Below are 13,713 nucleotides of genomic sequence, written 5' to 3'. Positions count from 1 at the left end.
CTTGTTGGTTGGATATCGAACTAGGTCATTCCTCTTCCATCGTACACTGCAATGGATGACCGTGGCTTTGAGAATAGCTGTTGACCTGTTCGACTTTCGCTTCAGCTATCTCATAGGTAAAAATACCACATAAGGCACTACCTTCGGTATGCACTTGAAGCATGGTGCGTGTAGCACGCTCACGCCCCATGCCAAAAAGGTTTTCCAGGACTTCAATCACAAAATCCATCGGCGTGTAGTCATCATTAAGCATAATCACCCTATACTTGGGCGGCTGCTTCAAGTCTGGCTTGGCTGGCGCAACGGCATAATCGTTGTCGTTGTTCCATTCGTGATCATTTTCCTGACTCATGCCCTTTTTTAGCTCACTTCATCAATCATTTTTTTCAAGTCGCCGTTCTCATACATTTCCATGATGATGTCACAGCCACCGACTAATTCCCCGTTGATATACAACTGTGGGAAGGTTGGCCAATCTGCATAACGATGCAAGTTTTCACGTACATCTGGCTCAGCTAATACATTGACGTAAGCAAATTCTGCACCACAGGCAGAGACAGCTTGAGAGGCGCGGCTTGAAAAACCACATTGTGGAAACTCAGGCGTGCCTTTCATAAATAAGATCACAGAGTTTGATTCAATCGCCTGTTTAATTTTGTCCATTACGTCCATTATTTAATCCTCGTAGTTTTGGAGTTTTATTATGTCTGTTGAGATGGGGATGCTTTTTATAATTTCAAGCTTAGGCTAGTTATATTCAAGCTGCAATAAGCCGAGAATAGCATCCAACCCATTATGATTTATCGCCGTCGCCGCTTGTTGCTGCACTTTGGGCTTGGCATGATAAGCCACACTTAAACCGGCCGGAGCCATCATCAATAAATCGTTAGCGCCATCCCCTACCGCTATTGTTTGCTGTGCGGAAATAGTCATTTTTTCACAACATGAAAGTAGGAAATCTGCTTTTGTTTGTGCGCCACAGATATCACCATCCACCTCTCCAGTCAGTTTGCCATTCTTCTCAGCCAGTTTATTGGCCTGAGTAAAATCAAGGCCTAACCGCTGCTGCAATCGATCAGTAAAGAAAGTAAAACCACCTGATACTAACGCTAAACTATAGCCTTGTTTTTTTAGTGTAGAGACCATTAGCTCAGCACCGGGACTGAGCTGCAAACGTTCTTCATAGACACGTTCGAGTACAGCTACATCAAGGCTTTTTAATAACGACACTCGCTGACGAAGTGAAGTTTCAAAGTCTATTTCGCCCCGCATGGCTGATTCGGTAATCGCTGCGACTTGTGGTTTTAAGTTCATAAAATCAGCAATTTCATCAATGCACTCAATGGTAATCAGCGTGGAGTCCATATCTGTAACGAGCAATTTAGCCGTTGTAGGATCAAATGCCTCTGGCAATGCATTAATATCGAAGTCGTATTGCTGACGAAGATGCGTAACGGTTTCAGAGTTAATATCTGTTGCCTGAATGATCGTCGCATAATGCTTGTACCAATTAAGCTGACCTGAATATTGATGAGCGATCTGTTCAGCCAGTTCGCGAGTGAGAGTGATGCCTTGAAGTACCAGTGTTGTCATGATGTTTCCGCACTAGATAAAAAAACGGCGAGCTGATTAATCAGCTCGCCGAATCATTGTAAATCAGTCAGATTTAAAATTGTGGTTTAACAGGAGCTGATTTGAAACGCTCAACGCTGGCTACAATTTCAGTTTCCGCTTCAGCTTTACCTACCCAACCTTCAACTTTGACCCATTTGTTTTTTTCGAGATCTTTGTAATGTTCAAAGAAGTGCGAAAGTTGGTTCAACAAACGCTCTGGTAAATCGTTAATATCGTTAACATCATCGTACATTTTATCGTGTGGTACGGCGATTATTTTGGCATCTTCGCCAGACTCATCTGTCATTTTTAACATGCCCACTGGACGACAGCTCACGACTGAACCGCTGATTAGGGCGTATGGACTGACCACCAACACATCAACCGGGTCACCGTCATCAGATAAAGTGTGTGGAACATAACCATAGTTGCATGGGTAGAACATCGCTGTGTTCATGAAACGATCAACAAAAAGCGCTCCGGTTTCTTTATCCACTTCATATTTGACAGGGTCAGAATGTGAAGGGATTTCAATAATGACATTGATGTCTGTCGGCAAATTTTTGCCTGAACCAACACGGTCGAGATTCATAGGGTCATGCTCCAGATAGCAGATAAACAAAGTCGCTGATTATAGAAGAAAAGGTCTTCAGGTTAAACTCCCACCGATAAATAGGTAGTCTCCTTTGATGACGTCACCAGCTTGGCGCGGCCTTATGCGCGAAATCAAGATGCAATAAACGACTAAAGCCTTGGCCTAACGAAAGAGAAAGACCATTCCTAACCCAAGCAAAAAAACTGAGAATAAACGACTTAGCATCTGACTGGGTAGTGTCTTGGCTAATTTTGCGCCAATAGGAGCAACCCAGATGCTGGTAGCAATGATGCCCAAAAAAGCTTGCCAATGAACGAATCCACTTTGCCATTGCCCGTCCAAATGTTCCAGTTGTGTACCAATGAGCATATAAGCCACTGCACCACTTAGCGCAATGGGTAAACCACAGGCAGCAGCCGTACCAACGGCTCGTTGCATGGAAAGTCCACTCATGACCAAATAAGGAACAACCAGCGAACCGCCGCCAATTCCTACCATGGCTGAGACAATCCCCGTCACTAAACCCGCAGAAAAAATACTCGGTGCGGCTAAAAACTGAGAGGAGACAGATTTAGGTGGTGGCAACCACATTTTTATAGCCACCAACAGTGCGAACACACCAAACCAAACCTTTAAAGTATCGCTAGACATGGAGCTAGCGATATAGGCCCCAGCAAAACTCCCCAAAACCAGACTTGGTGCTAGCTTCTTTACCAAATGCCATTGAGTGGTTTCGAATTTATGATGTGCCAGCATGGACGAAAGAGAGGTAACACTAATCGTCATTAATGAAGTGGCAATAGCCACATGAATTGCTATATCGGATGACATACCCTGCCAACCAAACACCAGCATCAGAATAGGCACAATAATCAGCCCACCACCAATGCCAAATAACCCGGCCAATAAGCCAGATACCAATCCTGCAATCAGATAAGCAGTCCACTCCAACATCCTGTCACTCTGTATTTCGATTCAAAGGTAAGTCTCTGACTTTACTTGGATATATCAGGCGAGTATAAGTGGAGGAAACCATAAGAAACGTTCCACCTACAATTCATAAAAAGAGAGGGAATTCTATGGCATCGCTCAGTTATGTTCCAATCATTCTTGGTGTTTTCGGTTTATTTTGCGCGTTTCTCCTTTATATATCGATCCTTAAAAAACCAGCAGGCACAGGCAAGGTCGTTGATATAGGCGATCAAATTCATCTCGGTGCGATGGTGTTTATGAAAGCGGAGTATTCGCGCTTAGCCATTTTCTGCTTGTTGTGCATCTTGGCGCTGGGATTTTCGAATTTAGGTTGGCCAAGTGCCCTATCTTTCTTTATTGGTGCTATCTGCTCTGCTTGTGCTGGCTTCATTGGCATGTATGCCTCAACCAAAGCCAATGTCAGAACAGCCGTCGCCGCACAGAATCAAGGAACAGCACAAGCGTTGTCCATCGCCTTTTCCGGTGGTTCGATTATGGGACTTACCGTCGCCGCCATGGGGTTATTAGGGTTAGGCTTTCTTTACCTACTCTACGGCCATGATCCTCAAACCACACATATTATTCACGGCTTCGGCATGGGTGCTTCGTCGGTCGCCTTATTTTCAAGAGTGGGTGGTGGAATCTACACCAAATCAGCCGATGTTGGGGCGGACTTAGTTGGCAAGGTCGAAGCCGGTATTCCTGAAGATGATCCACGTAACCCAGGTGTTATCGCCGACAATGTGGGAGACAATGTCGGTGATGTTGCGGGTATGGGGTCTGATATTTTTGAATCTTACTGCGGCGCCATCATTGCCAGTATCACCATTGCCTCAACAATGGGACTAGTTGCTATCAAGTCACTCGCTGACAGTCAGTCAACGTTGATGTTTCTGCCCCTGGCCCTCGCCTCTACAGGACTTATTTGCTCCATCTTAGGCATTCTCAGTGTCAAACTGTTTTCACAACAAGCTCCGAGTGTGGCATTAAGAATCGGCACCATTGGCGCATCAGTGCTTTTTATATTCACTGCCTGGTTGATGATTAGCCTGATGGGTGGCGCCGGTGAATTGTGGGTTGCGGTATTATCAGGTGCCTTAGGCGGTATTATTATTGGCCTGGTTACCGAATACTACACCGGCGGTTCACCCATAAAAAAACTGGCAGCAAGCGGTGAAACAGGGCCTGCCACAATAATGATTTCAGGACTCGCTTTAGGCATGCAATCTGTTGCCATACCGGTTGTCACCATCGCGGCCATTATCTTTTCTGCCAGTTATGTTGCAGGACTTTATGGTGTCGCTATCGCAGCAGTGGGCATGCTGGCAACAGTCGGTATTACCATGGCTATTGATGCCTATGGTCCTGTTGCCGATAATGCCGGAGGCATCGCTGAAATGGCAGAAATGGGTAAACAAACCCGCGATATCACTGACTCACTTGATGAATTAGGTAATACCACCGCCGCTATTGGTAAGGGCTTTGCGATTGGGGCCGCAGCTCTGGCGGCATTAGCCATTATCAGTGCCTATATCGAAACCATCAGTCATGGTGATACCAGCTTTGTATTACTACTCAACAATCCGCTGGTGCTGATGGGCATGTTCCTGGGGGGCATATTTCCCTTTCTTGTCAGCGCCCTCACTATGACAGCGGTCGGTGATGCGGCATTTGATATGATTCACGAAATTCGTCGTCAGTTTAAGGAAATTCCTGGCTTATTAGAGGGAACGGCTAAACCAGACACGGCACGTTGTGTGGATATTGCCACTAAAGCGGCTTTGAATAAAATGGTATTGCCTGGTTTATTAGCGGTGTTAGCTCCTGTTGTGGTTGGTTTTGGTTTAGGCCCTCAAGCATTGGGAGGCATGTTAGCCGGCGCACTGATCTGTTGCGTTATGATGGCTTTGATGATGGCGAACGCCGGAGGTGCATGGGATAATGCTAAAAAGTATATAGAGAAAGGTCACCATGGCGGCAAAGGTTCTGATATACATAAAGCCGCTGTAGTCGGTGATACGGTAGGAGATCCACTGAAAGATACCTCGGGTCCAGCCATGAACATTTTAATCAATGTGATGGCAATAGTGAGTTTGGTTATTGCTCCGCTTCTCTGAGCTCAGATACAAAAAAACGCTACAAAGGCCACCTTGATGTGGCCTTTTTATTTTCTGGATACACGATTGAAAAAGACACTCTCACATCAACAAATTTGGGCCATTGCCGGCCCCATGATTCTGGCAAATTTATCAACACCAATTCTGGGATTGGTCGATACCGCCGTCATGGGGCACCTGAATTCGCCCATCTACCTGGGTGCTGTAGCGCTGGGTAGCATGATATTCACGTTCCTGTTCTGGGGTTTTGGTTTTCTGCGGATGGTGACAACCGGCCTGACATCACAAGTCAGTGAGCATGGAAATCAACAGCAAACTGAGTCAGTGTTAATCCAATCGGCACTTTTGGCATCAGGCATTGCTATGGTATTGCTTTTGCTGCAATGGCCCATTGCGAAGATGGCTTTCAGCTTAATAGATGGCAGTGCTGATGTGTTATCGCAGGCAGAACAGTATTTTTATGTTCGAATCTGGAGCGCGCCCGCCACATTACTCAACTACGCGATTATGGGGTGGTTAATTGGCAATAGTGCGGCGCGTTCAGCGTTAGCTATGGCCATTGTGATTAATCTCACCAATATTGCGTTTGACCTGTTATTTGTTAATGGCTTCGAAATGAAAGCCAGCGGTGTGGCTTTAGCCTCTGTGATTGCTGAGTTATCCGGCTTGATATTTGCCGGTTATCTATTGAGTAAACGAGGCTTTCAATGGCGGAAAGTGCATCTCCCACAGGCCATTCAACAGTTTGTAAAACAACGGCATCAATTAGCCATTCACGGCAATTTTATGCTGAGAACCTTATGCCTGATCTTCAGTTTTGCTTTTTTCACTAACCAGGGTGCTCAGCATGGTGATGTGGTTCTGGCTGCGAACATGGTGCTACTGAATTTTATTACTTTTATGGCTTATGTTTTAGATGGATTTGCCAATGCCACGGAAGTGATGACGGGTAAAGCTATCGGGCGCAAAGATAAAGCCATGCTGAAAGCCAGCCTTATTATGAATGGACAATGGGCTTTAGCCGTCGCTGCTTTATTCAGTCTTGTTTATAGCGTATTCCACCAAAACATTATCAGTATGTTGACGGATATACCGGCTGTGGCCACTTTTGCCGAGCAATATAGTATCTGGATAGTTATTGCACCATTACTTGCTGTGTGGTCCTATTTGTTTGATGGTTTGTTTGTAGGAGCAACGCTTGGCAAAGAAATGAGAAACGCCATGATGTTCTCCGTCTTTATTTGTTACCTGCCGGCCTGGTATCTATTGCAAGACTATGAAAATCATGGCTTGTGGGCGGCGTTAATGACACTGTTCATTGCCAGAGCGATTTCACAAGCAGCCTACTTACCCGGCATATTTCAACGCATTGTTATAAAAAAAGAAGACGCTAACTAGCTAACAAATTAAATTCTCTATGCTGTTGTGTAAACGGACAGGTGAAAGCTAAATAGTAGGCACTTAACTGCAAGTTTTCATTGGTTTTACGCTGACCATAAAGCCTGTCACCTATCACAGGAAATCCGAGACTGGCAGCATGCCGGCGGATCTGATGTTTCCGCCCTGTTTCAATCGACACGTCTAACAGCGTCTGCTGCTGTATTGAGTCATATTCCAGAAACACAAAATGACTGCGAGCATGTCGTCCATCAATCGGTTCGTCAACGCTGATCGGGTCGTCTACGGTTGCTTTCTCTGAAAACTCGCCCTCAACCCAGATTCGATAGCGCTTATCGATATCGCGTTGTTGAAACAAGGCTGATAATTTTGCTGCTGCCTGTTTTTCGTGGGCAATCACAATCAAGCCATTAGCTGCACGATCAAGTCTATGCACGACAAAAGCATTTCTTTGAGGTTTAAGCTGTCGTTCTGCCCAACGGGTTACCGTGCAATGATCGCCCCATTTTGAGCCCTGAGATAATACGCCGTAAGGTTTGTTCCACACACTATAATGACCGTAATCCGCTACCAGTTCTGGCTCGGCCGTTTCGCGCTCTAACACTGTTTTGTCATAATAAAGGTGCAAGGTTTCACCAGCTTTTAATAAGCGCTTGGCTCGGCGCAGTCGCTGTGTTTTTTTTCCGACACTCACCCAAACTGCACCTTTGAGCATGATGCGTTTTAGCTGTTGCTTAGAAAGCTCACAGGCATCGGCAAGCAAATCAACGGCATTAGCACCTGATTTTTCAATAGGTAAATGAATTTCAAAACGGTCTGTGTGATAAGACATTTTATGATGGCTAGCTTTGGCGTAGAATTAACGTAGTTTAGTGCTTTGGTGTATGTAATGTTAAGAGATAATCTCAAATTCAGTCTGATTATACTGTCTGTGACGTTTACCGGCACCGCCAGCGCCGATATCTACAAATGGGTCGATGACCAGGGACAAGTGCATTACAGCCAACAAGCGCCCGAGTCAGCTCCCGCAGAATTAATCAAAACACCGCCACCACCACCTGTTGATCCCGCTAAAGCCCAAAGAGAAATCGATGCCTTGATTGCTCAGCAACAAGCCGCTGAACAAGAAAGGCAACAAGCACAACAACAGGCAGAGCAACAAGCGGCACAAGAAGCTAAGCTTGAAAAACAATGTCAGGATGCCAAAGACGCCCTTACCGCCTATCAAAACCATCCAGGTGGGCGCTTTTATGATGAAAATGGCAATTTACAGCGTATTAAAGAAGAAGAGCGCCAGCAGAAAATACAAGAACTGAGCAACAATATAAAACAACATTGTCAATAAGGAGAAGCGTTATGCCATACCTTAATATCAACACGAATCAACAAGTTAACGATAAGTCATCATTCATTAAACAAGCTAGTGAAACCGTTGCAAAAGCGTCGGGTAAGCCTGAAAGCTATGTGATGATTGTGCTGAATGACAACGCCGATATGTCATTTGCTGGCAGCGATGCACCTGCGGCTATGCTTGATTATCGAGCACTTGGGCTACCCGGCGATCGCCAAGCCTTCTCAGATACTTTATGCACATTCATTAGCGATAATCTAAACGTTGACGGTAGTCGTATCTATATCAGCATGACTGATTCAGAACGACAAAACTGGGGTTGGAATCACAGCACCTTCTAACTTTTTAGAACACTCACAGCCTTAGGGCTAAACCATTATTATTACAGGAAAAATAAAAACACATGCGCGCCTCAAACCTGCTTATTTCCACATTAAAAGAAACACCAGCAGACGCAGAAATTGTCAGCCATCAATTAATGCTCCGTGCCGGACTAATTCGTCGTCTGGCATCAGGCTTATACACATGGTTGCCAATGGGATTGAAAATACTCAGAAAAACTGAAGCCATTGTCCGTGAAGAAATGGATAAAGCCGGCGCGCAGGAAGTGTTAATGCCTTCAGTTCAACCTGCAGAACTCTGGCAAGAAAGCCAACGCTGGGAAAAATATGGTCCCGAATTATTACGCATTACCGATCGTCATCAGCGTGAGTTCTGCTATGGACCGACCCATGAAGAAGTGATCACCGATCTGGTGCGCCAGGAAATTCGCAGTTATAAACAGTTACCGGTCAACTTTTATCAAATCCAGACTAAGTTCCGTGATGAAATTCGTCCACGTTTTGGCTTAATGCGTGCCCGTGAGTTTTTGATGAAAGATGCCTATTCCTTCCATTTGGATCAGGCTTCTTTGCAAGAAACCTATGACAATATGTATGCGACATATTCTCGTATTTTCAGTCGCATCGGCTTGGAATTCCGTGCTGTTCAGGCTGATACCGGCAGTATTGGTGGTAATGCCTCACATGAGTTTCATGTATTAGCCAGTTCCGGTGAAGATGCTATCGCCTTTAGTGATAAAAGCGATTATGCCGCTAATGTTGAATTAGCTGCAGCCATCGCCCCACAAGGTGAACGTGCAGCTGCAACTGAAACCTTGACCGTGGTTGAAACACCTGCTCAGCACACTATTGATGATGTTAGTCAGTACCTTGATATACCCGCTTCACAATGTCTGAAAACGCTATTAGTTGAAGGTGCTGAAGAAGGTTCGGTTGTCGCTCTGGTTGTTCGTGGCGATCATGAACTCAATGAGATTAAAGCTGAAAAACACCCTCTAGTAGCCGCACCACTCACCTTTGTTACTCCTGAAAAAGTACTTGAAATCAGTCATGCCAATATTGGTTCGGTTGGGCCTGTTGGTTTAACCATCCCTGTTATCGTTGATCATGCAGCTGCGTTTGTCAGTGACTTCGTCTGTGGCGCCAATCAGGATGATAAACATTTAACTGGCGTGAACTGGGGGCGTGATTTAGCTGAACCTGAAACAGCAGACTTGCGTAAAGTGGTGGCTGGTGACCCAAGTCCAGATGGCGATGGCACATTAGAAATCGCACGCGGTATTGAAGTGGGTCATATATTCCAGCTTGGTGAAAACTACAGCAGTAAATTAAACGCGGTTGTGTTGACAGAATCCGGCAAATCACAAGTTATCACCATGGGTTGTTATGGCATTGGTGTATCACGGGTTGTCGCTGCTGCAATTGAACAAAATCATGATGATCGCGGCATTATCTGGCCAGAATCTATTGCGCCTTACCAAGTAGTTTTAGTGCCTGTTAACGCACATAAATCAGTTCGAGTTAAAGAAAAAGCTGAAGAAGTCTATCAGCAGTTGCTTGATGCTGGTGTCGACGTATTACTTGATGATCGTGGTCTGCGTCCTGGCGTTGCCTTTGCTGATATGGAATTGATTGGTATTCCACATCGGCTAATTTTAGGTGAACGCGGATTGGATAATGGCATGATCGAATACAAAAACCGTCGCAGCGGTGATGGCGAAGAGTTTGCGATTGAGGATGTGGTCAGCATCATCAAACAAAAATTGAGCTGAGGTTGAATACATGACAGTCATTAAAGAGACTGACTTTATCGACAGTATTGCAGACGCACTGCAATTTATTGCCTGTTATCACCCAAAAGATTTTATTCAGGCAATGACAGCCGCTTACGAGCGCGAACAATCCATTGCGGCAAAAGATGCTATCGCACAGATTCTGGTGAACTCCAGAATGTGTGCCGAAAACAATCGCCCTATTTGTCAGGACACAGGCATTGTTAATGTCTTTGTCAAAGTGGGCATGGATGTGAATTGGGAAACCACTAAAAGTCTTGACGTTATGGTGAATGAAGGTGTGCGTCGTGCCTATCTTCATCCTGATAATGTGTTACGGGCTTCGATTGTGTCTGATCCCATCGGTCAACGGAAAAATACTGGCGACAATACCCCGGCGGTTATTCACACTGAACTGGTCATGGGAAATCAAGTCGACGTTCTTATTGCAGCCAAAGGTGGCGGCTCAGAAAACAAAGCCAAATTCACCATTCTGAATCCAAGCGACAATCTGGTTGATTGGGTATTAAAAACTGTACCCACCATGGGCGCAGGCTGGTGTCCGCCAGGTATGTTAGGTATTGGTATTGGTGGCACAGCAGAAAAAGCGATGCTGATGGCAAAAGAGTCGTTAATGCATCCCATCGATATCCAAGAATTAATGGATCGCGGTGCAGAAACGGCGGCTGAAAAGCTACGTATCGAATTGTATGAAAAGGTTAATCAACTGGGGATTGGTGCGCAAGGACTGGGTGGGTTAACCACGGTACTGGATGTCAAAATCAGTGATTATCCAACGCATGCTGCCTCATTACCTGTCGCCATGATTCCAAATTGTGCCGCCAGCCGTCATATCCACTTCACTCTAGATGGGTCTGGTCCCGCTGAGTTTGAACCACCCTCCATGGATGACTGGCCAGATATTACCTGGGAAGCCGCAGAAAATACTCGTCATGTTGATTTGGACAATATATCAGCAGATGACATCGCTGAATGGCAGCCTGGTGAAACGCTCTTATTGTCAGGCCATTTGTTAACAGGACGTGATGCGGCGCACAAAAAAATTGCCGATTTACTGAATAATGGTCAGTCGTTACCTGACGGGCTTGATTTCAATAATCGCTTTATCTATTACGTAGGTCCTGTCGATCCGGTTAAAGGTGAGATTGTCGGTCCTGCAGGTCCAACAACAGCAACTCGAATGGACAAATTCACAGATATGATGCTGGAACAGACCGGTTTGTTAGGCATGATTGGTAAAGCGGAACGTGGTGATGAAACAGTCGCATCAATAAAACAACATCATTCGGTTTATCTGATTGCCATTGGTGGCGCAGCGTATTTAGTGTCAAAAGCTATTAAATCATCACGTATGGTGGCATTCGAAGAACTGGGTATGGAAGCTATCCGCGAATTTTATGTAGAAAATATGCCCGTCACTGTGGCTGTCGATAGTGAAGGTCATTCGGTACATAAAACAGGTCCAAGTGAGTGGAAAATTAACATTGCCGATATACCTATAAACACGAATTAACAAAACATATAAAGAGAGCCTACTTATGATAATTGCCTTACCTTTACACCTGTTAGCTGCCGTGATTTGGGTGGGGGGTATGTTTTTTGCCTACACCGCCCTTCGTCCTGCAGCAGTTGAACTACTCACTCAGGAACAGCGTCTGCCTCTGTGGGCAGGTGTCTTAAAAACATTTTTCAATTGGGTCTGGTTGGCTATAGCAACCCTATTGCTTACTGGCGTGTGGATGATTTCTCTACTAGGTGGCATGGGCGGCGTTGATGGAGTCGGCATTCATGTTCATATCATGTTATTGATTGGCATCTTTATGATGCTCATTTTTATGCATGTATTTTTTAATCCATTCAAAAAGCTGAAATGGGCAGTAGTAGAGCATGACTGGATTGCAGGCGCTACAGCCTTAACGCAAATACGTAAACTGGTTCTGCTCAACCTGATCTTAGGTCTTATCACTATTCTGATAGCCAGTTCTGGACGTTATTGGTTTTAGACATGAATACGCTGATGAAATGGTCCTTGCTCAGTCTGATGGTGTTTTTAAGTCAGCAGACTGTGGCAGACACCATTCAGCGAATCCAAAACCCGGATGGTTCCATTGAGTTCAGTAATGTTAGGCAAGCCACATCACAGACTGTCATATACAAATCACAAACAGGTGAAGGGTTTGTTTTTTCAGATCAAAAACCTGCACATGGTCATTTCGAAATTTTAAAATACAGCTGTTATGCCTGTAATCCCTCATCAAAAATAAACTGGCATACCATTAAACTGGATTTTTCATCCTATGCTGACGAAGTAAAACGCTATGCCAAGAAATATAACGTGGATGCCGCCTTGGTCAGAGCCGTTATTCATGCGGAATCAGCGTTCAATAAAAAAGCGATTTCCAGAACTGGCGCTCAGGGCCTGATGCAATTAATGCCAGGTACAGCCAAAGACTTAGGTGTGGATAAGCCTTTTAATGTCGACCAAAACATAGAAGGCGGTGTTAAATATCTGGCGGAGCTGCTATCTTTATTCAAAGGCAATACTCGCCTCGCCACAGCTGCTTATAACGCAGGACCCAATGCCGTGAAAAAATATAATGATGTTCCCCCATACTCCGAGACAAAAGTTTATGTAGAACGTGTGAGCATTTTGCATCAACGTTATCAACATGAAAGTTAGAAAAACCAAAAAATGGCTGGCTGAAAATGACCATTTAATCCACGCCACCATGCAAAAAGTGGCTTCACATGTGCAGCGTGAAGAAGGTGAGTGGGTATTGAATACCATTACATTAGAAGGTCAGGATGTCCCCTTTAAATACAAACGCCGACGCCGATATAAATCATTAAAAGGCGCGCGGGTAGATATCGTCTATTACCCAGATAAAGAAGTGATTGCCCGCATGACTTTCGAATATATGAAAGTAGTTAAGATTGCCTTATCCTGACACCGGTACACGTAGCGTCATCACACCATTACGCTGAGTAATATCAAGATGTTTCATAAAACTCATACCTAATAAAACCACACCATCACTCATATGCGGATTAATACTCGCATCGACATGCTCTAAGGTAATACCACCAAGACGAACCGTGTCGACATCGGTCTGAAATACCGGCACCACACCATTAGCTGTCGAGACCATCGATGTAGCGCCTTTTTTTAATCCCGCCGCTTCTGCGATAGCAGCAGGAATACTGACATTAGTAGCACCTGTATCCAGTAAAAAATTAACAGGGTGACCATTGATATAGCCAGGGGCCAGATAATGGCCATCACGGTTACGTTTTAATGTGACTTCTCCGGTGCCTGAATTTGCGGACATCAAAGCCTGATTCGGATTGTCACGCTGTTGAATATAGCCATTAAAGAATAAGGTAAGTGACCCCATTAAGAACAGCCAGAACAATATGGTGACAATATTGCCGGAAAATAATTTTGATATATCAGGTGCACTCATACCTGCTCTTCCCCTTATATTTGTCGCCATAGTATAAACAACCATGACAATAAGACTAATGCTTGATA

At 44.8% G+C, this 13,713-nt stretch carries 16 protein-coding genes; 9 read left to right on the top strand and 7 right to left on the bottom strand.

Annotation, left to right across the window (positions count from 1 at the left end; translation table 11 throughout):
• Positions 1–25: 25 nt before the first annotated feature.
• From clpS to B3V56_RS12705, 5 genes are all read right to left on the bottom strand, one after another.
• Positions 26–352 carry an ATP-dependent Clp protease adapter ClpS gene (clpS, locus tag B3V56_RS12725; RefSeq protein WP_289245148.1) on the bottom strand — a complete coding sequence of 109 codons (327 nt, stop codon included), beginning with the start codon at positions 350–352 and terminating at the stop codon, positions 26–28.
• An 8-nt stretch (positions 353–360) separates the two neighbouring features.
• Positions 361–672 (bottom strand): Grx4 family monothiol glutaredoxin, encoded by a 312-nt coding sequence (gene grxD, locus B3V56_RS12720; RefSeq protein WP_286304301.1) that lies wholly within the window; start codon positions 670–672, stop codon positions 361–363.
• Between the two features lie 75 nt (positions 673–747).
• Positions 748–1,593 carry a phosphoserine phosphatase SerB gene (serB, locus tag B3V56_RS12715; RefSeq protein ID WP_289282942.1) on the bottom strand — a complete coding sequence of 282 codons (846 nt, stop codon included), beginning with the start codon at positions 1,591–1,593 and terminating at the stop codon, positions 748–750.
• Between the two features lie 73 nt (positions 1,594–1,666).
• Positions 1,667–2,206, bottom strand: coding sequence for an inorganic diphosphatase (gene ppa, locus B3V56_RS12710; RefSeq protein ID WP_286304299.1), 540 nt, complete (start codon positions 2,204–2,206; stop codon positions 1,667–1,669).
• 165 nt (positions 2,207–2,371) lie between these two features.
• On the bottom strand, positions 2,372–3,163 hold the full coding sequence (locus tag B3V56_RS12705; protein WP_289284360.1) for a sulfite exporter TauE/SafE family protein: 792 nt from the start codon (positions 3,161–3,163) through the stop codon (positions 2,372–2,374).
• A gap of 125 nt (positions 3,164–3,288) precedes the next feature.
• Between B3V56_RS12705 and B3V56_RS12700 the strand changes: the two genes are divergently transcribed.
• Together B3V56_RS12700 and B3V56_RS12695 are read left to right on the top strand one after the other, a co-directional pair.
• Positions 3,289–5,298 carry a sodium-translocating pyrophosphatase gene (locus B3V56_RS12700; RefSeq protein WP_289284359.1) on the top strand — a complete coding sequence of 670 codons (2,010 nt, stop codon included), beginning with the start codon at positions 3,289–3,291 and terminating at the stop codon, positions 5,296–5,298.
• Positions 5,299–5,364: 66 nt separating this feature from the next.
• Positions 5,365–6,696 (top strand): MATE family efflux transporter, encoded by a 1,332-nt coding sequence (locus tag B3V56_RS12695; protein WP_289282939.1) that lies wholly within the window; start codon positions 5,365–5,367, stop codon positions 6,694–6,696.
• Here B3V56_RS12695 and B3V56_RS12690 read toward each other — a convergent pair.
• Complete coding sequence (locus tag B3V56_RS12690) at positions 6,689–7,528, bottom strand: RluA family pseudouridine synthase (protein ID WP_289282938.1); 840 nt, start codon at positions 7,526–7,528, stop codon at positions 6,689–6,691. The two genes, B3V56_RS12695 and B3V56_RS12690, sit on opposite strands and share 8 nt — an antisense overlap.
• 57 nt (positions 7,529–7,585) lie before the next feature.
• Between B3V56_RS12690 and B3V56_RS12685 the strand changes: the two genes are divergently transcribed.
• The 7 genes from B3V56_RS12685 (at position 7,586) to B3V56_RS12655 (ending at position 13,129) form a co-directional block, all read left to right on the top strand.
• Positions 7,586–8,041 carry a DUF4124 domain-containing protein gene (locus tag B3V56_RS12685; RefSeq protein ID WP_286304293.1) on the top strand — a complete coding sequence of 152 codons (456 nt, stop codon included), beginning with the start codon at positions 7,586–7,588 and terminating at the stop codon, positions 8,039–8,041.
• Positions 8,042–8,052: 11 nt separating this feature from the next.
• The gene (locus B3V56_RS12680; RefSeq protein WP_289284358.1) at positions 8,053–8,388 is read left to right on the top strand and encodes a phenylpyruvate tautomerase MIF-related protein; all 336 of its coding nucleotides are present in this window, start codon (positions 8,053–8,055) and stop codon (positions 8,386–8,388) included.
• A gap of 62 nt (positions 8,389–8,450) precedes the next feature.
• On the top strand, positions 8,451–10,160 hold the full coding sequence (locus tag B3V56_RS12675; protein WP_289283227.1) for a proline--tRNA ligase: 1,710 nt from the start codon (positions 8,451–8,453) through the stop codon (positions 10,158–10,160).
• 10 nt (positions 10,161–10,170) lie between these two features.
• Positions 10,171–11,694, top strand: a complete 1,524-nt coding sequence (locus B3V56_RS12670) for a fumarate hydratase (RefSeq protein WP_289283226.1) — start codon at positions 10,171–10,173, stop codon at positions 11,692–11,694.
• 25 nt (positions 11,695–11,719) lie between these two features.
• The gene (locus tag B3V56_RS12665) at positions 11,720–12,184 is read left to right on the top strand and encodes a CopD family protein (protein ID WP_286304289.1); all 465 of its coding nucleotides are present in this window, start codon (positions 11,720–11,722) and stop codon (positions 12,182–12,184) included.
• A 14-nt stretch (positions 12,185–12,198) separates the two neighbouring features.
• A complete protein-coding gene (locus B3V56_RS12660; protein WP_286304288.1) occupies positions 12,199–12,861 on the top strand; it encodes a lytic transglycosylase domain-containing protein in 663 nt (220 codons plus the stop codon).
• The gene (locus B3V56_RS12655) at positions 12,851–13,129 is read left to right on the top strand and encodes a hypothetical protein (RefSeq protein WP_289283224.1); all 279 of its coding nucleotides are present in this window, start codon (positions 12,851–12,853) and stop codon (positions 13,127–13,129) included. The genes B3V56_RS12660 and B3V56_RS12655 overlap by 11 nt, the downstream gene beginning before the upstream one ends.
• Here B3V56_RS12655 and B3V56_RS12650 read toward each other — a convergent pair.
• Positions 13,121–13,645 (bottom strand): retropepsin-like aspartic protease family protein, encoded by a 525-nt coding sequence (locus B3V56_RS12650; protein WP_289245161.1) that lies wholly within the window; start codon positions 13,643–13,645, stop codon positions 13,121–13,123. The two genes, B3V56_RS12655 and B3V56_RS12650, sit on opposite strands and share 9 nt — an antisense overlap.
• Positions 13,646–13,713: the final 68 nt, after the last annotated feature.

Origin of the sequence: Methylophaga sp. UBA2513, from assembly GCF_002341285.1 — a bacterium.
GTDB classification, from domain to species: Bacteria; Pseudomonadota; Gammaproteobacteria; order Nitrosococcales; family Methylophagaceae; genus Methylophaga; species Methylophaga marina.
Note: the sequence above shows the minus strand (reverse complement) of the source record. Positions and strands in the feature narration are given on the sequence as shown.

Bases quoted from the DNA above. Each gene is read 5' to 3' on its own strand.
- clpS (WP_289245148.1), bottom strand. From the start codon at position 352: ATGAGTCAGGAAAATGATCACGAATGGAACAACGACAACGATTATGCC.
- grxD (WP_286304301.1), bottom strand. From the start codon at position 672: ATGGACGTAATGGACAAAATTAAACAGGCGATTGAATCAAACTCTGTG.
- serB (WP_289282942.1), bottom strand. From the start codon at position 1,593: ATGACAACACTGGTACTTCAAGGCATCACTCTCACTCGCGAACTGGCT.
- ppa (WP_286304299.1), bottom strand. From the start codon at position 2,206: ATGAATCTCGACCGTGTTGGTTCAGGCAAAAATTTGCCGACAGACATC.
- B3V56_RS12705 (WP_289284360.1), bottom strand. From the start codon at position 3,163: ATGTTGGAGTGGACTGCTTATCTGATTGCAGGATTGGTATCTGGCTTA.
- B3V56_RS12700 (WP_289284359.1), top strand. From the start codon at position 3,289: ATGGCATCGCTCAGTTATGTTCCAATCATTCTTGGTGTTTTCGGTTTA.
- B3V56_RS12690 (WP_289282938.1), bottom strand. From the start codon at position 7,528: ATGTCTTATCACACAGACCGTTTTGAAATTCATTTACCTATTGAAAAA.
- B3V56_RS12685 (WP_286304293.1), top strand. From the start codon at position 7,586: ATGTTAAGAGATAATCTCAAATTCAGTCTGATTATACTGTCTGTGACG.
- B3V56_RS12680 (WP_289284358.1), top strand. From the start codon at position 8,053: ATGCCATACCTTAATATCAACACGAATCAACAAGTTAACGATAAGTCA.
- B3V56_RS12675 (WP_289283227.1), top strand. From the start codon at position 8,451: ATGCGCGCCTCAAACCTGCTTATTTCCACATTAAAAGAAACACCAGCA.
- B3V56_RS12670 (WP_289283226.1), top strand. From the start codon at position 10,171: ATGACAGTCATTAAAGAGACTGACTTTATCGACAGTATTGCAGACGCA.
- B3V56_RS12665 (WP_286304289.1), top strand. From the start codon at position 11,720: ATGATAATTGCCTTACCTTTACACCTGTTAGCTGCCGTGATTTGGGTG.
- B3V56_RS12660 (WP_286304288.1), top strand. From the start codon at position 12,199: ATGAAATGGTCCTTGCTCAGTCTGATGGTGTTTTTAAGTCAGCAGACT.
- B3V56_RS12655 (WP_289283224.1), top strand. From the start codon at position 12,851: ATGAAAGTTAGAAAAACCAAAAAATGGCTGGCTGAAAATGACCATTTA.
- B3V56_RS12650 (WP_289245161.1), bottom strand. From the start codon at position 13,645: ATGAGTGCACCTGATATATCAAAATTATTTTCCGGCAATATTGTCACC.